This window comes from Candidatus Poribacteria bacterium, from assembly GCA_028820845.1.
Classification (GTDB): domain Bacteria; phylum Poribacteria; class WGA-4E; order WGA-4E; family WGA-3G; genus WGA-3G.
Window position 1 is genome coordinate 1 of record JAPPII010000046.1, and the last position, 20,767, is coordinate 20,767.

The 20,767-nt window shown below is 44.1% G+C and carries 16 protein-coding genes; 6 read left to right on the forward strand and 10 right to left on the reverse strand.

Annotation, left to right across the window (positions count from 1 at the left end):
* The 10 genes from OXN25_10395 to OXN25_10440 all read right to left on the reverse strand — a co-directional run.
* A partial coding sequence (locus OXN25_10395) for a 5-(carboxyamino)imidazole ribonucleotide mutase (GenBank protein MDE0425268.1) occupies positions 1-246 on the reverse strand: 246 nt, incomplete at its 3' end.
* Between the two features lie 82 nt (positions 247-328).
* Positions 329-1,120 carry an MBL fold metallo-hydrolase gene (locus OXN25_10400; GenBank protein ID MDE0425269.1) on the reverse strand — a complete coding sequence of 264 codons (792 nt, stop codon included), beginning with the start codon at positions 1,118-1,120 and terminating at the stop codon, positions 329-331.
* Positions 1,121-1,180: 60 nt separating this feature from the next.
* Entirely contained in the window at positions 1,181-1,588 is a 408-nt protein-coding gene (locus OXN25_10405) for a VanZ family protein (protein ID MDE0425270.1), read from the reverse strand.
* Between the two features lie 4 nt (positions 1,589-1,592).
* Positions 1,593-3,557, reverse strand: a complete 1,965-nt coding sequence (locus tag OXN25_10410) for a YjhG/YagF family D-xylonate dehydratase (GenBank protein MDE0425271.1) — start codon at positions 3,555-3,557, stop codon at positions 1,593-1,595.
* Positions 3,558-3,749: 192 nt separating this feature from the next.
* Positions 3,750-4,214 carry a hypothetical protein gene (locus OXN25_10415; GenBank protein ID MDE0425272.1) on the reverse strand — a complete coding sequence of 155 codons (465 nt, stop codon included), beginning with the start codon at positions 4,212-4,214 and terminating at the stop codon, positions 3,750-3,752.
* Positions 4,207-4,572, reverse strand: coding sequence for a hypothetical protein (locus OXN25_10420; GenBank protein MDE0425273.1), 366 nt, complete (start codon positions 4,570-4,572; stop codon positions 4,207-4,209). Before OXN25_10420 ends, OXN25_10415 begins: the two co-directional genes overlap by 8 nt.
* Positions 4,573-4,909: 337 nt before the next feature.
* Positions 4,910-5,695 carry a TIGR04255 family protein gene (locus OXN25_10425; protein ID MDE0425274.1) on the reverse strand — a complete coding sequence of 262 codons (786 nt, stop codon included), beginning with the start codon at positions 5,693-5,695 and terminating at the stop codon, positions 4,910-4,912.
* 248 nt (positions 5,696-5,943) lie between these two features.
* Positions 5,944-6,408 (reverse strand): hypothetical protein, encoded by a 465-nt coding sequence (locus tag OXN25_10430; GenBank protein ID MDE0425275.1) that lies wholly within the window; start codon positions 6,406-6,408, stop codon positions 5,944-5,946.
* Between the two features lie 359 nt (positions 6,409-6,767).
* Positions 6,768-7,334 (reverse strand): Uma2 family endonuclease, encoded by a 567-nt coding sequence (locus OXN25_10435; protein ID MDE0425276.1) that lies wholly within the window; start codon positions 7,332-7,334, stop codon positions 6,768-6,770.
* Between the two features lie 47 nt (positions 7,335-7,381).
* The gene (locus OXN25_10440; GenBank protein ID MDE0425277.1) at positions 7,382-9,613 is read right to left on the reverse strand and encodes a CotH kinase family protein; all 2,232 of its coding nucleotides are present in this window, start codon (positions 9,611-9,613) and stop codon (positions 7,382-7,384) included.
* Between the two features lie 292 nt (positions 9,614-9,905).
* Here OXN25_10440 and OXN25_10445 point away from each other — a divergent pair, with 292 nt between their 5' ends.
* The 6 genes from OXN25_10445 (at position 9,906) to OXN25_10470 (ending at position 20,749) form a co-directional block, all read left to right on the forward strand.
* Positions 9,906-13,169, forward strand: a complete 3,264-nt coding sequence (locus OXN25_10445; protein ID MDE0425278.1) for a helicase-related protein — start codon at positions 9,906-9,908, stop codon at positions 13,167-13,169.
* A gap of 226 nt (positions 13,170-13,395) precedes the next feature.
* Complete coding sequence (locus OXN25_10450; GenBank protein MDE0425279.1) at positions 13,396-14,067, forward strand: hypothetical protein; 672 nt, start codon at positions 13,396-13,398, stop codon at positions 14,065-14,067.
* Between the two features lie 378 nt (positions 14,068-14,445).
* Positions 14,446-18,207, forward strand: coding sequence for an Eco57I restriction-modification methylase domain-containing protein (locus OXN25_10455; GenBank protein ID MDE0425280.1), 3,762 nt, complete (start codon positions 14,446-14,448; stop codon positions 18,205-18,207).
* Positions 18,208-18,345: 138 nt separating this feature from the next.
* Positions 18,346-19,731, forward strand: a complete 1,386-nt coding sequence (locus OXN25_10460; protein ID MDE0425281.1) for an HD domain-containing protein — start codon at positions 18,346-18,348, stop codon at positions 19,729-19,731.
* An 11-nt stretch (positions 19,732-19,742) separates the two neighbouring features.
* On the forward strand, positions 19,743-20,315 hold the full coding sequence (locus OXN25_10465) for a hypothetical protein (protein ID MDE0425282.1): 573 nt from the start codon (positions 19,743-19,745) through the stop codon (positions 20,313-20,315).
* Between the two features lie 20 nt (positions 20,316-20,335).
* Complete coding sequence (locus tag OXN25_10470; protein ID MDE0425283.1) at positions 20,336-20,749, forward strand: helix-turn-helix transcriptional regulator; 414 nt, start codon at positions 20,336-20,338, stop codon at positions 20,747-20,749.
* Positions 20,750-20,767 lie beyond the last annotated feature (18 nt).

Consider the following 20,767-nt stretch of genomic DNA (forward strand, 5'->3'; position numbering starts at 1 on the left):
TGCAATGACACCCGCGAGGTGTGCTGCGCGTCCTGCGCCAGCAATGATTACCTTACCACCTTCGGCTTTAATCTTTTCCGTCCACGCGACTGTCCGTTCTGGTGAACGATGTGCAGAGGAGACGGTTATCTCAAATGGGACCTCAAATTCTTCTAAAACCTTTGCGGCTTCCGCCATCTTTTCCAAATCGGAATCACTTCCCATTACAATACCAACAAGCGGGGTCTTTTGTTCTTGTAGAGACATATCTTATCAGTTTTCAGTTTTCAGTTTTCAGTTTTCAGTTAAAAAACTGTGCGTGGCAACTAACCCTGACAACTGCTCCTTTCTATGGATAAATAGTGTATGAATTTCTCTCAATAATAAGCGGTTTGGGACTACCAGCAGGAAAGTTGGATGCCCACTCGTTCGGATCATAATCTCGCGTGACGAAACAGGCACGATGCACCGGCACAGCATGCTTCAATCCGATACGCGTTGCCATTTTCACACATCCATCGTAGAATGGGAATTCACCTTCCGTTGGGTGGTTCGTCAGGAAACCGACATCCGGTTTGTATGCTGCCACTGCCGAAATCAGTTCATCATGCTCCGCGAAGTTGTTAATCGGATCTCCACTAAAATAGAGCGTTACACCGTTGCTGACAATAACGTAACCCAAATGTGTAACATCAGGTGGGTCTATATCTGCAGACGCATCACCTTCAGGCGGTTTGGCATAGACAGCATGCGCGGTGAGATTACTGAGTGTTGCTGATTCTCCAGCACGGATTTCCGAAACATTTGCTGCAGCCACATCTGTTTCTGCCAGAATCTGACAGGTGCTCTCTTCAGGTCCAACAAACCGAGTGGCATCGGAGGTCTCCCAAATTCGGCTTATGGATTCTGAACAGGTATGATCTCCGTGTGCGTGTGTTAAAAGGACGAAATCGGTTGGAAGTGTTGATTCGTCGAGTGGGGGCTCGGTATAAATGAAACGATCCGCTGGACGTTCCCGCGGAAAATAGGGATCGATTTGGACAATCGTGCCAGCCGAATCCTTTACCGCAAAACTGCTCTGTTCAAACCAATGAACAGCAACGGAGTCTTCTGGCACTTTCAAGTCAACGAGTGGATGCATATTAATTCCTTTTTTAATGGTTGTCAATTGTCAGTTTTCGGCGACCAGTAAAAACGTAAGTCAGGAACGTTTCTTTTTTTTCTGACCACTGACCGCTGATTGCTGACGGCTTCTATAATAGAGATAGGCACCAAACACACCGGCAATTGATCCTACCACATCTGCAACCCAATCTGCGAGCGTAGCGAATCTACCCGGAACGAAGGTCTGGTGCCATTCGTCACTCGCACCATAGAGAATTGACAATAGTGCTGCCATAAACCATACCAGATGTGATGGCACTACTGAGGGTTTCGCCTTCACAAAGGCTCTTGCGAGTAATCCACCAAGTATGGCGTATTCGATAAAATGGTAGAGTTTGTCAATTGTCAGCCATTCAAATTCCGGCATCGGCAGCGGTGGTTGTTCCAAGGACGAAATGCCAAAGATAAGTGCCATGTATAGGAGAGGCGGTACCCAATATTTCATATACTTACTTCAGAGCGTTGAGGATTGCGTCTACATCGTAAACACAGCCACCCCATGTACCACCGCCGACAGATTGTAGTGCTGCCCAGAGTCTCGTATCGTCTGGTAACGCCTCATCCGATGAAAGGTCTTGCCTCGGTTGTCGCTCTGCTAACAGACGTTCCCCCACTTCAGCACCGAAATGCTCACTACCGTGTCCTACCAGATCGATGCTGCCTACGAGTCGTCGGGTATCAATCTCAATCTGAATTATATCGCCATCAAGCACTTTCCCGATAGGACCATCTGCAAGTGCTTCCGGTCCGACGTGTCCAATACACGCCCCCGTCGAAACCCCAGAGAATCGCGCATCTGTAATCAAGGCGATGTTTTTACCGAACGACAGATGTTTCAACGCAGCCGTGAGTTGGTAAACCTCTTCCATACCTGTGCCTTGCGGACCGCGACAGCACAGCACTATGATGTCCCCCGGTTGGATATGCCCTTCGGCTTGTCCTTTAAGCGTCTGGATCGCATCAGATTCACGAACAAAGACCCGCGCAGGTCCCGTCATCCGATACACACCATCGTCATCGACGACGCTTGGGTCAATAGCAGTACTTTTGATGACAGATCCTTCTGGTGCGAGGTTGCCGCGTGGGAACGTGACGGTGCTTGTCAATCCTGCTGCCGCGGCTGCATCTGGATTTAGGATGACATCATCAGGAGCAACGTTATCCGCTGCTTCAAGGATTTCACGAACACGTGCGCGCCGTTCAGACGCTGCCCACCAATCCAGGTTGCTACCGAGCGTTTCGCCTGTTACCGTTAACACATCTTCGTTGAGACATCCGAGTTCACGCAGGTGTAGCATAACTTCAGGCACGCCACCGGCGAGGAAAACCTGTACCGTCGGGTGTCCAACGGGTCCGTTCGGGAGGACATCCACGAGACGTGGGACGTTCTGGTTAACTTCAGTCCAGTCCTCTATGGTGGGTCGTTGGAGTCCGGCAGCGTGCGCAATCGCGGGAATGTGTAGTAAGAGATTCGTCGATCCGCCAAACGCTGCATGCACCACCATAGCGTTCCGAATTGACTCTGATGTAACGATGTCATTCATCGTCAACCCTTTCGCAGCCAAGTTTACCACAGCGCGGGCTGAACGGAGTCCCATATCCGACCAGATGTTCTGTCCGGACGGTGCTAACGCCGTATGGGTCAGGCTCATACCTAACGCTTCACCGACAACCTGTGAAGTTGCGGCGGTTCCGAGAAATTGACAACCGCCACCGGGTGTTGCACAAGCGCGGCATCCCATGTCCGCCGCGTCTTGCAGACTGATTTCACCGTGCGCGAAACGTGCACCGATGGTCTGAATTTTTCCGGCATCCTCACCTGTCGTCGGCGGCAGTGTCACGCCACCCGGGACAAGGACAGCGGGTAGCTCTCGCATTGAAGCGAGTGCCATCATCATCGCGGGTAGACCTTTGTCGCACGTAGCAACACCCACAACCCCTTGCCGCGTCGGTAGCGAACGGATAAGTCGGCGGAAAACCTGTGCAGCATCGTTGCGGTAGGCGAGGCTGTCCATCATACCGACGGTGCCTTGTGTCCGTCCATCACACGGGTCGGAGCAGTAGCCTGCAAACGGAATTGCAGCGAGTTCCTTAAGTTCGTATGCGACTGCCTGCATGAGAAGCCCGACTTCCCAATGCCCAGTGTGGTATCCGAGGGCGATAGGCGTACCGTCAGGGGCGCGGATACCGCCTTGCGTGCTGAGAATCAGAAATTCTTCGCGTCGCAGTTCTGTTGGGGCCCAACCCATCGCTGTGTTGTGGCTCAAGCCAAATATATCGCCGCTCGGTCGAGTGAGGAGCATCTCTGCCGTGAGCGGTAAGCTGCCTTCGGGACCCGCGGCATGCGTTTGGATGTCATAAATGCCGCTATCGCCGGTTTCTAAAATGTCACTATAGGTAATTGATTTTGCCATGTTACACTTTTTCTCCTATAGGTAAGAACTGATTGATCTCTTTGCCAGAATAGGTATAAACTCATTTCCTTAGGGACCTCTTCAGTGGAAGCAATCCTCTATCTGCAAGCATACGCCAGAGAAGTACTATCAAAGCCCTTTAAAGTGTAAGGGCGGATTTCCTTATCCGCCCATTTTGTTTGATATGAACTCTTAATTTACCTTTGGTGGTTCTAATGTCCATCCGTTTTCAGTTGCAAGTGTAGCAAGTGCAATCCGTAACTTTTTAAATGTACGCTTTTGCTTGCTACCTGTGCCAAAAAACTCGGGGGCCACAATAATTTGTGAATGGGCGGAATTTTCTGGAGTAGGGTCATAGATAACATCTACGGCATGAACAACGTTTTTATCCTCGGCTTTTGTTTTCACCTCTTTGATTCCCCGGATATCACCGGCGATAAGGCTAACAATACCGTCCGTTTCGTTTAATTTAGAGAGGGAGGGATCGAATTCTCTTAGTTCTGCTCTATCCACGGATGGTTTTTTACCTTTATCATTGAAAGCTGCTGGGCGAATTATAAGCTTCCCTCTGTCAAAAAAATATTCTTCGACTTCCGATTCACTTCGTACGCTTCGATACAGCAACTCATCATTCCGTACAGAATCGTTTTTACCCATCAAGTAACCATTCCCAGAGCGTTAGATAATTGTCATGGTTAAGAAAACCTTCGTGCATTTCCGTATCAATATTTATCCCCCATACTTGGAGATACTCCATCTCATTTTCTCCGATTTGAATATGTAATTGTCGTCCTTTCTCATACCATTCTGCAGTTATATGGCCATCTTCATCGCTGGAGATGAAGGGCGTGAGCCACACATGTCCGGCAGAAATGATAGAATCAAACAATTCCTCCATAAGATCCCGCGCACGATTTAGAGTTAATTCAGTCGGTTTCTGGGAGTCGTATCCATCCCAATTGTCTTCTCGCTGTGCTAAAACATCAAGTCGATCTGATATTTGACGTTTTTGCATGGATTGGTGGATTATCTTCCAAAAATCTCCTAGTTCTGGATTTGCAATTGTCAAATTCTCTGGTTCAAACGTAGTTACGCCAACGTAGAATGAAGGAATTGCATCGGTTGTCTGTTGGAGATATACCCTTAATCCTATGGTGGGTTCATACAACATTGATATTTGACCGAGGCCCCTAGCAAGCTGCTCGAAAATTCGGATATCATCTAACGACTTAGTTGTGGCAACAGCAGAGAAGGACATTGTAAGTAATGGTGAATGAACGGACAGATCGGGCCAAGCAGTTATCTCGGCAGATTCAAACGATTTTGGTGAGCTAAGGAAAATATGAGCGTCCTCATGAGTTTGATTTTCCCATGACCTCGCGTAAGCTATCGGTAATACTCCACTGGAAGATGTTCCAACTAAGTCGCTTGAGTAGGTCGCATTTTGTAAGGACATTGTTTATCCCTTCTATTTTGTTTTCGACAAAACAGTCTACGTCAATTATATACGATTTTTCATTCACCAATTGATTTTGTCCGAACCTTCCGGATACCTCAGACAAAACATGAATCACATTCGCTTTTATGTTTCCATCGTTGAATTGAGATATTTTTTCTAAAGTCTTGATATCTGCTGCCAAGGGTGTAGGTAGTTCCGGGAAAATATGCTGAGGAATAAAAGCCTCAACCTCATATTTTGTGTGTGGAAGAAAGATTCTATTCGCTATATCTCGATACCTAAGACCAATGCGAATAAGATAAGATGGTTCATAAATTTTACTGAATGTTTGCAGAACCTTTTTGAGTCTTTCTTTAAAGTCTGCATAATTTCTATAGTTTCCGGTACAAGCGAGAGCGATAGAATTATTTGCTAAGGATATTTGCCAATCTCTCTGTTCGGAAAAAAAGCGAAATATTTTATTTTCAGAAACTACTTTCTCAAACTCTTTAGGCATACCAGGAGGCAAGAGAGAAATCTCTGACTCTAGTTCCGGATACCCATCTTTTCTTACAATATCCTGAAATTCGGCAGGTGTTTCTTGTGATATTTTCATAATTGCAGGAAAGCGAGCCTGAAATACAACCTCAAATAGGATATTGTGTTTGTATTCTACTCTTTCAAATTCCTGAAAGTTCATAGGTCAAGAACCTCAATTGACTGTGTGTTCATAAAACAGAGTGCCTCTACAAATGTTTTGAGAGTATCCTTTAAGAAAACAATGCTATGGGGCTAAGCACAACCACCTGCACATAAATTTAGCAATGAAACCACTAGGAAAACCGGGTATATTACCCTATCTTGCAAACTAACGTGGAGAATATTTTAACATATAAAATTAAAAAAATCAAACTTTTTCGGAATTAGTCAGGGCTGTTGTTATATAGGTTATTCGCTCTCACGTATCGGTTCAAGAAAATGGACATCAATACCTATTATCATGTCTTTACAAACATCAGATAACTTTTGGATATTTGGCGTATAATTGACTAATTGACGACCTTTAAGAATCAATCCTGTTACATGGTTTTCTACAAAAACATAAGAAATTGCCATATTTCCTTTAAAAAGATCAGTGTATATCGCGTCTATATATAGAACGTGAGTTACATACCCTTTATTAATCTCTACATCTCCGAGTCTTCGCAATTCACTTTTCAGGTAACTTTCTATCTCGTTTTTCGCTTTTTCAATTGGGCAATTCACCTCTACAATAAGTGCGAATCCTTCGTATGCGGACTTTTCATAGGTTGGTTCACTTTCAGACGGTTGCCTGAGAAGAAAAACAGCGATAATCACGATGACAACGAAAATTGCACCGATAATTAATAGGCTTAAACGGTTGGCTTTCATAGTGTCACCTTAAATGCATATAGAGGGGTTAAAACCCCTTGTGCAATGTAAACCCAAAACACATAGCACAGCATAGTTGGTATAAATAGAGAACCTATCTGCAAAACAAACACTACAATATCCGAAAATACGGGTTGTCGGATGACACCCTAAAGTTTACGTGATATGCTATTTTTCTCAGGATGCATAGTTTTCCTCGGGCATAGTTACCCGATCTGACTCGGTTAAGGGGTAGAGACCGCGCCAAAGGCTGACGCGGGTCAGATTCTCTACCAACTATGCATGGCAATATTATACGGCTTTTCCAAACAAAAGTCAAATTTATTGGCTATTAGTCCACTGGCATCAAATCAAAAAATCTATTCAAACAACTGTGCCACCGGGCACGTAAACCCTTCAACGACATCCTCACCTGTCAAGGTGTCTTCAAAATTCAGCAGTGTAAAGTCCATTTCAGAACGATAGACCGTAACCGTTTTCATAATCGGTTCAATAACCCAGACCAAGCGTGTCCCTGCCTTCAGATAGGCTAACGCCTTTTCGGTAACGTCATAATGCTTATCTGTTGGCGAAACTATCTCAATCGCGAGGTCAGGAGCTACTGAGAATCCTTTTAGCTTATCTTCTGACAACCGTTCTGTCGAGACAAACGCAATATCAGGTTTTACCACCCGATCACCCAGCTGAAATGTCGTTTCTGCAATATATAAACGCCCTAATTTATTTTCACGAACGTGCGATGCTAAAAGAAAATGAACGTTAGATCCTATTTCACCATGCACAATTGCGGCAGCTGCCATCGGCACTAATTCTCCTTTTATGTACTCATACCCCTCGAAATCGTTTTCAAGAAACTCCTCCAGTGTTATTGTGTGAGGCACTGATCTCTCTTGAATAGATTCAGCGTTCGTCTGCGAATTAGGCATCGGTTTCCTCCTCTTTCGTAGGGGCGATCTTCCGATCGCGACATCTTCTATTTTTTCTGCCCTGTAAGCAGCTTCGCAACCTCGGCTCTACCTGCTTTAACTTCTGCCTCGTCCACCTCTATCTGTAGCATCCCAGCCACGAATTGCGTCAGTTGCCAGTCAACTTTCGTGACAGCCAGAGGGGTCATGCCCTGATTATCTTGGATGGTTGTATCCGCACCCTTTTCTAAAAGTAACTTTGCTGTTTCAGCGTGTCCGAAGAAAGCCGCTGCGTGTAGTGCAGTTCCACCGTCTCGACTCCTGACATTGATCTCTGCGCCGCGTTCGAGGAGCATCGCGACTGCTGCTGTGTGGCCCATTAATGCCGTTGTGCTCAACAGTGTTGACCCGAATTCCATGTTCATGGCATTGGGGTCCGCGCCATCTGCTAAAGCCTGTTTCAGTACCGCGGTGTTACCCGTGAATGCTGCCGCCCATATATCACCTATGACCGCGTCTGATTCCGAAGGTGGTTCGACCTTGAGCATCTCAGCGATTTTGGCTTTCCCTGCTGCGACCTGCTCCTGTTCGAGCTTTACGCCTAACGATCTCGACAAAAACTGCGTCATTTCCCAAGGCACCGCCAAAATGTCTATAGGTGTCGCCCCGTCGCCATTTTTTGTGTTTACATCAGCACCGTTGTTTATAAGCAGTTCAGCAGTTTCAGCGCGTCCTAAAAACGCAGCCAAATGCAAAGGCGTATTCCCATCTCGATTTCTGCCGTTGATATCCGCCCCATGTTGGAGCAGCAGTTCAGCAGCAGCCGTTTGATCCATCATCGCTGCCCATGCCAAGGGCGGCATCTCAAAACGCGTCTCATTAACATCGGCACCCTCTGCTATGTGTTGTTTGATAGCTGCGATGTCTCCGGCGCGTGCAGCACCTATTAAGGTATTTTCTGTTAATTTTAGAAACCCTTTCATGAGGTCGCCATCCTCTGGAATAGCGAACGGCGGGTCGGGTTGTTTGTTCCATATCGGCATTCCGTCAGCAATTTCCCGCTGTATATCACTTTTGCGGCTGCGAATGAAGTCGCGTGCTGCCGCTAATTCACTCTCAAAAGTCGGCTTAGGCGCGTTTCCCGACCTTCCACCTCTGCCCCATTCTTCTTCAACCACACGCTGAGCAGGCACTAAATGTGGCTCAACCATCACAGCGACTTCGTCTAACCTCGCTAACAATTCCGTTGTGTTCCAATGTTTGTCTAAAATCTCAGTAAGCACTTTCCTATACTGTTGTCGTCCGGACTCGGATTGATACAACTTATAGGCGATCAGTCCCTGTGTTTTAACAGAGATTGGTGCCCCTGCGTCGTTCATGAAATCAATTTTACTCAACTTGGTAAAGACAGAGTCCATGCCCCACGGAATGAAATAAAATTTGTTATCATCAGGGTTCAAATAGGCAAAAAAGTTGTTCTTGTTCCCCGAGTAACCGTCCCAGAACCCGACTAAGCCTTCAGCAGCCCAGAACTTATAAAACGACTCCAAATCTACCAACTTACCGATGTCAACCTCTGTTGTTTTTGGGTCCGCCAGAAGGTCAATCAAGGCTTTAATGTGTGTCCTGCCCTGTGTATCGTCGCCACGTTTGTGTTCAAGACTGTTTTCCCAACCTTCATAAAAATCCACGACCGTCCCTTCGTAGAGGGGACCATCGCTGTTCCCGAAGGCACGTTTCAATAAGGGTGCCCGCATGGTTTCTACGTGCGAATATATTCCAAGGTCTTTGCCGTTCACTGTTACTTTCGCATACGCGCATCGCGGTGCAGGTGATCCGATCGCATTAAACAGCGCATACCCTATAAACTGGCTCACCAAACCTGTGTCTTGTTTGTTGTTATTAAGCGTTAGGTTTGTTAATCCTTCAATCTCACCATCTTTGTCAACGTGATTTAGTTTGATTTTGAGGGACGGACGCGTGTGGCTGAGTGAACCGATAAACCCTTTTTTACGGATTCCTACCTCTGGGAAAACTACGCCATCAATGCTGACACTCGCGTCAACATAAGTATACGGACTTTCCATCGGCTTGAATTGCCGGGAGGCACCGAGTGCTGTTCTGATATCCCGTGACTGATACCGGATTGTATCCCAATCCTGCTGCGACAGCGTAATCTGCACGTCTATAATGCGGTCTGTTGGAAAAATATCATCTAATGTAAGTTCTTTCGCATTGGTATGTTGGGCAGCAATCCCAAAACAGAAAATTATTGCTAAGTACATTATCCATTTCGTCATCTTTTTCTCCTGTTATTTTAACTCGAATCCTTCCCTCGGTAGGCGAGGTTTTGCAGCGGACTCGATCCGGGGAATGCCATTAAGGCATTCATACCGTTGATTCATGCGACGTGCATTCCAATCTCGCCGGTGCAGAGTGTATAAGTAATTCTAAAACCTACTATAGTTTATCACATCTTGATTTTTTATGCTTGCGAATTTTGAACGTTATTGGTATCCTATCTTGTAGGAGCAATCTCCCGCTCCCAAGCGAGAATATATTTATAGCAACCATTTCCAGAAAGATAACGCAATGTCAAATACCTCCCACATCCGAGACAACAGCATGTATGGCACCGTCGCCGATTTTCTGCGAGATAAAATCCAAGACGGTTCCTCCCTCTCCATTGTTTCTGCTTATTTCACCATTTACGCCTTTAATAAACTTAGAGATGAGTTGAGCAGTATCAAGGAACTCCGTTTCCTTTTCGGAGAACCGAGTTTTATCGGCGGAATAGATCCACAAAAAACCGAAAGCAAGGCGTTTGAGTTAACCGAAACAGGATTAAGTCTTGGGAATTATCTCCCGCAAAGCGAAGTCGCTAAGGCGTGTGCGAATTGGATTGAGAAGAAGGTTAAAATCAAATCGGTACGTCAGTCAAACTTTCTGCACGGCAAAATGTATTATATTGAGAAGAACGGGAGCGAGGATGCGCTTATCGGCAGTTCCAATTTTACTGTCCGCGGCTTGGGATTGAGCGAAACCGCCAACAATATAGAACTCAACCTCGAAGTTGATAGCAAAAGCGACTGTGCCGACCTTAAAGCGTGGTTTGATAACCTCTGGGAATCGGATCAGGTAGAGGATGTAACGAACGAGGTTGTGCGGAATTTGAAAAATGCTTATCAGGACAAAGACCCCGAATTCATCTACTATAAAACGCTTTACCATCTCTTTGAAAACATATTGGCAGATGTAGGCGACGCGGAATTTGCCGAAGCGAATCCTTCATTCTTGCAGATGGAAATCTGGCAGACGCTCTATGCTTTTCAAAGGCACGGTGTTCAGGCGTGCATCCAAAAACTCAAAGCTTATAACGGGTGTATTATCGCTGATAGCGTCGGATTGGGCAAAACCTACGAGGCACTCGCGATTATCAAGTACTTTGAACTGCGAAATAAGAATGTTTTGGTACTGTGTCCGAAAAAGTTAGAAAAGAACTGGACGCTTTATCCGGTACACTATCGGAGAAGACGTAATCCACTGAAAGCCGATAAGTTCCGCTACAATGTGCTGGCACACACAGATTTGAATCGAGAATATGGAGATGCCAACGGTATTGACTTGGCGCAGCACGAATGGGACGGATATGATCTCATCGTTATTGATGAATCCCACAACTTCCGAAATCGTGGTGTCCGCTACGAGAAATTGATGGAAGATGTCATCCAGAGTGGCGGCAAAACACAGGTGCTTATGCTTTCCGCTACACCGGTCAACAATAGACTCACTGATCTTGCGAATCAGATCTGTTTAATCACTGAAGATGAGGACGACGCTTTTAGACAGACTGGTATTCCAAGCATTAGGGGGACGCTCAACGCTGCACAAAGTCGTTTTGATACGTGGACAGCAGAAACTGAGCAGATGCCCAAAAACTCTCAAAAACAGGAAAGCCTTGCGGAAAGCCTGAACGCTGACTTTTTTGCCTTATTAGATCGACTCACTATCGCCCGTTCCCGGACGCATGTCATCAATTTCTATGACAATGCTATTGAAGAAGTGGGTCAGTTTCCAGATCGCGAACCTCCGAAATCTATCTTTCCTGAAATTGATCTGCAAGGTAAATTCCCGACCTACCCAGCGATTAGCCACCAAATTGATGGCTACAAACTCGCACGCTTTATTCCATCAAATTATATCCGTAAAGAATGCCGCCATCATTATGGCGAGAGACTTCTCCGGCAGCGCGAGTTCAACCTTATTGGTATGATGAAGGTGAACTTTCTCAAACGACTTGAGAGTAGTGTTCACTCCTTCACAACTACATTGGAACGTACCGTTAAAGAAATTGCCGAACTTGAATCCAAAATCGAAAACTTTTTAAATGGGGAGGCTAAAAAAGAAGCGGGTTTTGATCCGTTGGCTGAAGCTGAAAAGGAATACGGTGATGATGAAGATTACGATCTACAAACTGGCATAGAAGCGGGGAAAAACCAGTTCTATCCATTTGAACACCTCAATCTTGACGCTTGGCTTGCCGATCTTCGAGACGATAGAATGCAATTGGATAAAATTTACAGAATTGGGAACAATATTACACCTGAGCGCGATGCTAAATTGGAGCAACTCAAGCAGCTGATTGCCACTAAGGTGCAGAACCCCACAAAAAACCGAGACGGGAAAGAGAATCGCAAAGTCCTCGTCTTTACCGCCTTTGCCGATACCGCTAACTATCTCTACGATAATCTACGCAAATGGGCAACCGAGACCCTTAATATTGAGAGTGCTGTTGTTACCGGTGGTACAAGCAGAAGCGATCTCGTCCGAAACGACTTTGACGAAATCCTTACCAATTTCTCACCCATCTCCAAAGAGAGAGACGATAGCGAAACAGAAGGTGAAACTCCCGAAATAGATCTTCTCATTGCTACCGATTGTATCTCCGAGGGACAAAACCTACAAGATTGCGACTATCTCATCAATTACGATATTCATTGGAATCCTGTCCGTATCATCCAACGTTTCGGACGAATTGACCGTATCGGCAGCAGGAACAAAAAGATTCACCTCATTAACTTCTGGCCCACGCCTGAACTCGACGCGTACATCAATCTCAAACCTCGCGTTGAAGCACGCATGGCACTCGTCAATCTCACTGCTACAGGCGACGATGATCTACTTTCATTGAAGGAAAAAGAGAGCATGGAACAGGTCTGGACGCACCGCGATGAACAACTCCGCCGCATGCAAACCGAAATCCTTGATTTTGAAGATATTGAGGAGCAGTTGAATCTCAACCAATTCACGCTTGACGATTTCCGGGCGCAGCTGCTCGACTATCTCCGTGAAAATGAAGCGAAACTCAGAGATGCCCCGCTTGGTTTATACGCCGTCACTGCACCACTCACACACGACGGGATTCCTGTGAATATCAAACCGGGGGTCATCTTCTGTCTAAAGCAGACCGGTGAGGTAGAGGACGGTGAAGAGGGGAAAAAACTCAATCCGATTCATCCCTATTATCTTCTTCATATAAGTGAGGAAGGTGAGGTATCTATCGGGTTTACCAATCCAAAACGGATCTTAGAACGGTTCAGTCAGCTTTGTGTTGGGGAAACGAAGCATGACCGAGATCTTTGCCACTGGTTTAACGAAGAAACTGACAATGGCAAAGATATGACCATCTATGAGATGCTGCTCAATACCGCACTGAATTCAATTCGCGAGGAATACAACCGGAAGGTCAACGATCAACTTGACGCAAGTGCTGACGCGCTGCTGCCGATTGCTGACAACCAGATTACCGAAAAGACTGAATTTGAACTCATTACATGGTTGGTCATTAGACATTAGCCCATACTGTACTACAATCTTCCAGATTGGGTCATGTTGTAGCACAATCTTCCAGATTGTGTCTTCTGTAGACATTAGCCCATACTGTGCCACAATCTTCCAGATTGTGTCTTCTGTAGAGTTCTGTTTCTCGCCAACTGGAAATGGACGCTACACAGATAATGGATGCACCAATTCGGAAGTAGACGCTACAAAAAATATAGGTCTAAAACGGAAAAAACTAAAAATGAATCAATATAACTACAAACTCTACTATCGTCGTAACTTACCACATATACAACCTCCAGGGGCAACCTTCTTCATAACATTTAACCTGACAGGATCAATACCGAAACATCTCTTACAACAGTACATCACAGAAAAGAGAAAACTTGAAGCAGCAGAACAGATAACCTTCAAACAGAAACAAGATATCCCAAAAAAGAAACGTGAGTGGTTCCGAAAATTTGAAGAAACATTAGATCAAGCAAATAACGGACCCGTATGGCTCAAAAACGAACAGATAGCTAAATTGGTAGCTGAGAGTCTTCACCACCTAAATGGGAAAGTATATTCTTTAATTTCATACTGCATCATGGCAAACCATGTTCATATCGTATTCACACCACTGGAACTCCGACCTTCTGTAACAGATGATAAACAGACTCACACTATGCGTTACCATTCGTTATCTTCAATCATGCATTCACTCAAAAGTTATACAGCACAAAAAGCAAATCAAATGTTAGGACGTAGCGGCGCATTCTGGCAACACGAAAGTTACGACCATTGTATCCGTAATCCAGATGAGCTGCATCGAATTATTAGGTATGTCCTCAATAATCCGGTAAAAATAGGCTTAGTCAAAGAATGGAAAGAATGGAAGTGGAATTACCTATCCAAAACGTGCGACTTGTAGTAGTATCTGAAATCTTCATAGCACAAACTGGAAGTATGTGCTACGCTATAGAACCTAAGTTGCTATTTACGAGATTTTAAGCATGCAGCTAACGTTTTTCATTGAAATGTGCCATGTATCGTAGGTGTTTTGTAGCGTAAACTTCCTGCAGCTAACGTTTTTCATTGAAATGTGCCATGTATCGCAGGTGTTTTGTAGCGTAAACTTCCAGTTTGCGCCCTGAGATGCACAACCTAATAGGTTTGCGGCGTACTTGAAGAAACACCCCAGCAAAAACCCCAGATACGACGCGCATCATGCTACAAACCGGCAACTTGGGTTATAGCAGCAAAACTGGAAGTATGTGCTACAAAATTGATAACAGAGAAAGGTAGCCTAATGAATTCAGAAGTCACAATCAGACAAAACATTCAGAATGCCCTAAAGAACTTTAATAATCAACCGCTAAGAGAAGCCGCCACAACTCTCCTGAACACCCTCGGCTACTACAGCAAGCGAGTTGGAAATGACGAAATCGACACCGAGAGGTTTGACCGTCTCTTTGAATCCGCCATTGACACTGCTAAACTATCTGATAAACTCCGTATTGAAGAGTGGCAATCTTTTTTCCAAATCATGCAAGTAGCAGATGAGGAGATTAACCAACAGATAGACCCAAAGCAGGGCTCATTGTTTGAGAGTACCCAAATAGATGACGCGCTCAGAACTTCTTATATGTTCGTCACGGTTCAACTAACTAAAAATACCTACACGCGCACGCAGCTTGCTGACATCACCCGCTTTATCAACAAAGTGTATGAAAAATCGATCATGGTGATGTTCCGATACGGTGCTGTTCTCTCCCTCGCCATAATTAACCGTAGACCTAACCTCCGTAAGACTACAAAACAGGTTTTGGAAAAGGTAACACTTATCAAGGACATTAATCTTGATTCTCCGAAACGCGCGCATATAGACATTGTATCGGAGCTCCATCTCCGTCGACTCATTGAAAATGAAGGGGTGAGTAACTTCGATACACTCCATAAGGCATGGGAAGGTGTCCTCAATACGGAACCCCTCAATCGTAAATTCTATACCGAGTTATACAAATGGTATCAATGGGCAGTTACGGAATGTGAATTTCCCGATGAAAATGATGATATGCAAGTTATCCGTATGATAACGCGCCTTCTTTTTATCTGGTTTCTCAAGGAAAAGGATTTGGTGTCTGAGAATATTTTTGAGATAGAAAGTGCGGATGCATCACTAAACAACTTTTCGATGGAGACCTCTGATTACTATCAAGCTGTGCTGCAAAACTTGTTCTTTGCCACGCTTAACACGCCGATAAAAGAGCGTATGTTTAGCACGCGCGATTCGCGAAACCATCGTGACGGAAGTAAATACAGATACGAAGACCTACTTCAATATCCAAATGAATTTTTGGAATACCTTAAACAAGTTCCGTTTGTCAACGGGGGCTTATTCGACTGTCTTGATACTTTCGAGGCAACCGGCGATGGCGGTTTACGCATTGATTGTTTCACAGACAACGAAAACGATAGACAAAAACTACACGTACCAGCAGAACTCTTTTTCGATGAAGAAGATGGTCTTTTCCCTCTCTTTTCCCACTACAAGTTTACCGTTGAAGAAAATACGCCTGTTGAGCAGGAGGTTGCATTAGACCCTGAACTCCTCGGACAAGTTTTTGAAAATCTTCTCGGTGCTTATAATCCTGAAACGCGATCCACTGCACGTAAAGCCACCGGTTCCTATTATACACCACGTCAAATTGTTGATTACATGGTAGACGAAGCACTCATTGCATATTTTCTGGAGAAAGTTGAACCCTATGACAACGATAAAAAAGACTTAGAAGACCGTCTTCGTGATGACCTTCTCGCCTATAATCAGCAAGGCGAGATAGAAAAACCTAATGACCATCTTATCCATGAAAATGAAATTCAACCGATGATTGCAGCGATAAACGACCTCAAAATCATTGATCCAGCTGTTGGAACTGGCGCGTTTCCGATGGGAATTCTTAATAAACTGGTGCTAATTCTCCGTAAACTGGATCCACAGAACGAACACTGGAAGCAGCAACAACTTGCACACGCTGAAAAAATTGAGGACCCAGAAAGCAAGGAGAGTGCTCAAAAGGCAATTGAGCAGGTCTTTTCCGAAGCGAACCGTTATAACGATTATGGTAGAAAACTCTATCTCATCCAGAATTGCATTTACGGCGTAGACATCCAACCGATTGCCACTACTATTGCTAAACTCCGATTCTTCATTTCACTGGTTATTGAACAGGAATCAAATGATGATTGGAGTACAAACTACGGTATTCGTCCACTTCCCAACTTAGAGACCAAGTTTGTGGCAGCTAATACGCTTATCGGTTTGAAAGAACTAAACGAGTCTGAATTTCAACTGTTCCTTGAAAACGAAGATATCCAGCAGCTTCGGCAAGAGATCGCAGAACTTCGGAGCAAGCATTTCGGTGCAAACACCCGCCAAACCAAGTTAAGTTACATGAAGCGAGAGAAAGAATGTCGGGAGCAATTGGCAGAAGCGTTGGCAGCCAAACACGCAAAATGGTGTAAGCAGCAACAAAATAAAATAGAACAAATGGTAGCTGATATGCCATCAGAACGAGCACAACAACAGCTGCGGGAAAGGTTGCAAAGAGAATATACTATCAATGAAGCAAAACTTGCAGCAGGACTTGCGGAGGCAAATCGGATTGCTCACTGGGACGCGTATGACCAAAACGCAGTCGCTGAATTCTTTGAACCTGAGTGGATGTTCGGGGTGGAAGCCGGATTTGACATTGCCATTGGGAACCCCCCCTATATCGAGCGTAAAAAGATTAGTTCAACTGACAAGCAGGCATTGCAAACTTATTTCGACGACTTTTTTACTAGAACAGCCGACATTAGCGTCTATTTTTACAAACGCGCCGCCGAACTCCTTCGAGATAATGGTATCTTAACGTATATTTGTACGAATAAGTTTATGCGGAGTGACTACGGTGGAAAACTTCGGAGGTTCTTAACTTCTGAAATGGCACCGAAAGCTATTTTGGATTTTGGAAGTATTTCTGTTTTTGAGGCAGCGGTAGATACCTGCGTTATTCTCGCTAGAAAGAGTTTGGTCTTTGCAGACGAGACTTTCCAAACGGCAGTTCTCAGAGCAAATTTAGAAAATTTTAACTTTAAAGAAGCGTTTGAGAAACAGAGATTCTCTATGAATATTTCGCAATTAACGCTTGAAGAGTGGATATTAGAACAACCAGAAATTCTTGATTTGCTTAAAAAATTACAGAACACAGGAACACCGCTCGGTAAACACCATCTTCATCTTGGTATCAATACTGGATGTATTGATGCGTATATTATAGATTCTGCCACACGTGAACGACTAATTGCTGCAGACACCAAAAGTAGAAATATTATAAAGCCAGTGTTGAAGGGCCGAAACCTTCGCAAGTGGAAAGCAGAATGGGCAAATCTTTATTTGATCCTGATAGAAAGTAGTACCGACAAAACGTGGCCTTGGTCAGATGCAGATAATGAAATTAGAGCTGAAAAATTTTTTGCTCAAATTTACCCAGCCATTTATCAACGTATGAAACTTTATGAGAAAAAGTTGAGAGCTCGCACGAGTCCAGGAAAATTCTTTTGGGAGCTTCGTTCATGTGCCTATTATAAGGCATTTACGGGTCCGAAGATCATCTATGCAGATATAAGTTCTTCTATGCGTGCTTATTACGACAAAGATGGTTTTTTTGGTGATAGTACAATTTATAGTTTACCTACTACAGACCTCTCATTACTTGCAATTTTGAATAGCAAACTATTTGATTGGTATGCCCGATATAAGTTCTCTACCCTGAACGACACTTGGGCAGGAGGCAGTTTTCGTTGCAATAAAGCGAATATGAAACATGTTCCGATAGCAGATAGAACATCAGAACAAAAAGCAGAACTTTCTCGATTAGTTGAACAGATTTTGGCTGATCCTGACGGTGATGAAGTGCCTGTACTTGAGAAGGAAATTGATGCGTTGGTGTATCGGTTATATGGATTATCAGCGAATGAGATTGCGCTAATTGAGCGGACTTATCGAGATGCTGGAATGGATGTGTGAAGAACCTCGCGTTTTTTCTTGACAATTGAAACTTTTGGTTCACAATAAGCGTGATATAGACTTAAGGATTTTACTCTTTGTGCGAATTTTAGTGGAAAACACTTGAATTACTTATTATAATATGGTATAATTTTAATAATGGCAAAACAAACCTATAGAATACGAGATCCGATTCATGGTCTTATTGAATTTTCAGAAAGAGAGAAGAGGTTGATTGACACGCCAGTCTTTCAGCGCCTTCGTCGAATTCGACAGTTAGCGATGGCGTTCTTGGTCTATCCGGGTGCCTTACATACGCGCTTTGATCATTCAATTGGTGTGATGCACATCGCTGGTAGGATTTGCAATGAACTAAAAAAGGTTCGACGGAACAAAATAACCAAAGGAGACATTGAAAAAATTCGTTTCGCCGCATTGCTTCATGATATTGGACATGGTCCGTTTAGCCATACCTCCGAGGAGATTTTGACTACGGCTAATAATACCAATAAAGATGAGGGTGATAGTAACACTGACAGCAAACAGATTCGGAAAAAAATCCACGAGAAAATTACAGTAGATATTATTCAAATGGATCAGGATATCAAACGTGTTCTTGACTCTGATGATGAACGGAACTTTGTAGTGAAATTGATAGAAGATAAGGACATGTGGGACTGGCAACGCAATATTATCTCCAGCGAACTTGATGCTGATAAAATGGATTACCTCTTACGTGATGCCTATTTTGCTGGAGTCAAGTATGGGCAGTATGATTTGGAACAGATCATTGAATCCTGTCGTATTTATACAGAGAGGAACACAACCTCTCTTGTTATGAGTAGCGAAGGGATTTACGCCCTTGAACAGCTTCTGCTTGCGCGTTATCATATGACTCAACAAGTGTATCAGCATAGAGTCAGCCTCATTGCCGAACAAATGATTATTCGTGGTATAAATCTTGCAATTAGGGAAGGCAATGTTGATATAGAAAAGCTTTATCAATACGATGAAAACGATAAAGAAAATTTCATTCAAAGGTATCTAAATTACCATGACGAAAAACTGATTGATGTTTTGAGGAATTGTAAGGAAGAAAAAGCGTGTGAAATTTTCAAAAGGCTTTACCATAGAAATCTCTTTAAGATGGTTGCTGAACTGTCACTTAAAGACGTAAAAGATCAGATTACCCAATTAAGACTCCTTGAAATGTCAGACACACAGAAGTTGGAATGGGAGCAGGAGATAGGTAACCGTCTTAAAATTGATCCTGATTATGTTATTCTCTATAAACATAAAATTCCGAATCCTGATTACGGAAGCCGAAGTAAAATCTTGAGTTCCGAATCAATTAAGATTTTCGATGACAAACTTCGTCGACCAAGAAACATCTGGGATTACGCAATGGAACTTTCTTTCGTGCGTCCTAACGCTGCCGATGCGCTCTCTTTAGAAACTGTGCAAATTTATGCACCGCTTGATTCAGACCAAAAGCAGCGGGCGAAACTAGAGAAAGCAGTGCGTAAGATTTTTAAAGTAACTTGAAAGGAATTGATATGCACATTACTGAAGTCCTTCTACTTGTTGTCAAGAACAACGACGAAGGCAAGTTGCGAGGAAGAACACTTTTCCAAAAGAAGGTTTATTTTTTATCAGTACTGATGAACGTTGATTTAGGATTCTCACCGTATTACTATGGTCCCTATAGTAGTTACGTTGCAAGCCAGTTAGATAGTTTGGTAAACTGTGGGTTGCTAGAAGAAGTAACGGAATCTTTTTCAAACGAGGAGAACATCTTTGGTGAAATACGCCGACATACCTATTTTATTCCTGATAATTTTGAATCGGCCTGGCAGGACATCCAGAAGAGACCGAGGTTTTCTGAATGGCAAGATGCTTTGAGTCGGATAAACAATCAGAAAATCTCTGAGGACTTTAATAAGCTCTCCATCGCGGCAAAGGTTCATTACATTGTCGATTGGAAAAAGGAAGGCACAATTGAAGAGATTAAGCAAATCGCCAAAGAATATAGGTGGAAAGTGAATGATGAGGATATAGAAAGTGTCCTTTTCTTTCTTGAGGAATTAGGGCTTATAACAACCGATGAATCTGATGACATTCCGTTCTAAAAATGAAGGGTATTGTAATCATGGTAGGAGAATGCCTGAGAAGATTTAGACTCGCTCGTGGCATGTCTCTCGAGGACTTGGAAACTGCAATTGATGGGTTAGTTAGCAGTCAAACGCTGTCAAAGTATGAACGCGGGGAACTGCAACCGACAGCGAGAGACCTCAATCGAATCGCTTCTGCCTTTGGAATTAAGTCCGTTCAATTGTGGGGTGAGCCAACCTGTGATACAGAAGCCGAACCCCTTCTTAATCAGACGATGGATCTGTCTACTGATAAACCACTTAGTGAACGTCGTAGGTTTCTACAGTTACCAAAGGAGAAGAGAGATCGTATCCTAAGCGAACAAGCGGAGGAGATGGCGGATTTCTACGAAAACGATACAGAATGGCAGGAATGGTTAGCGGGTCCCATTCTCGATTACGATATCCCCTAATCCGCGTCGGAGAGAAGT

Bases quoted from the DNA above. Each gene is read 5' to 3' on its own strand.
- OXN25_10435 (MDE0425276.1), bottom strand. From the start codon at position 7,334: ATGCCTAATTCGCAGACGAACGCTGAATCTATTCAAGAGAGATCAGTG.
- OXN25_10470 (MDE0425283.1), top strand. From the start codon at position 20,336: ATGGTAGGAGAATGCCTGAGAAGATTTAGACTCGCTCGTGGCATGTCT.
- OXN25_10400 (MDE0425269.1), bottom strand. From the start codon at position 1,120: ATGCATCCACTCGTTGACTTGAAAGTGCCAGAAGACTCCGTTGCTGTT.
- OXN25_10425 (MDE0425274.1), bottom strand. From the start codon at position 5,695: ATGAACTTTCAGGAATTTGAAAGAGTAGAATACAAACACAATATCCTA.
- OXN25_10405 (MDE0425270.1), bottom strand. From the start codon at position 1,588: ATGAAATATTGGGTACCGCCTCTCCTATACATGGCACTTATCTTTGGC.
- OXN25_10420 (MDE0425273.1), bottom strand. From the start codon at position 4,572: ATGCAAAAACGTCAAATATCAGATCGACTTGATGTTTTAGCACAGCGA.
- OXN25_10440 (MDE0425277.1), bottom strand. From the start codon at position 9,613: ATGACGAAATGGATAATGTACTTAGCAATAATTTTCTGTTTTGGGATT.
- OXN25_10455 (MDE0425280.1), top strand. From the start codon at position 14,446: ATGAATTCAGAAGTCACAATCAGACAAAACATTCAGAATGCCCTAAAG.
- OXN25_10410 (MDE0425271.1), bottom strand. From the start codon at position 3,557: ATGGCAAAATCAATTACCTATAGTGACATTTTAGAAACCGGCGATAGC.
- OXN25_10465 (MDE0425282.1), top strand. From the start codon at position 19,743: ATGCACATTACTGAAGTCCTTCTACTTGTTGTCAAGAACAACGACGAA.
- OXN25_10450 (MDE0425279.1), top strand. From the start codon at position 13,396: ATGAATCAATATAACTACAAACTCTACTATCGTCGTAACTTACCACAT.
- OXN25_10415 (MDE0425272.1), bottom strand. From the start codon at position 4,214: ATGGGTAAAAACGATTCTGTACGGAATGATGAGTTGCTGTATCGAAGC.
- OXN25_10445 (MDE0425278.1), top strand. From the start codon at position 9,906: ATGTCAAATACCTCCCACATCCGAGACAACAGCATGTATGGCACCGTC.
- OXN25_10430 (MDE0425275.1), bottom strand. From the start codon at position 6,408: ATGAAAGCCAACCGTTTAAGCCTATTAATTATCGGTGCAATTTTCGTT.
- OXN25_10460 (MDE0425281.1), top strand. From the start codon at position 18,346: ATGGCAAAACAAACCTATAGAATACGAGATCCGATTCATGGTCTTATT.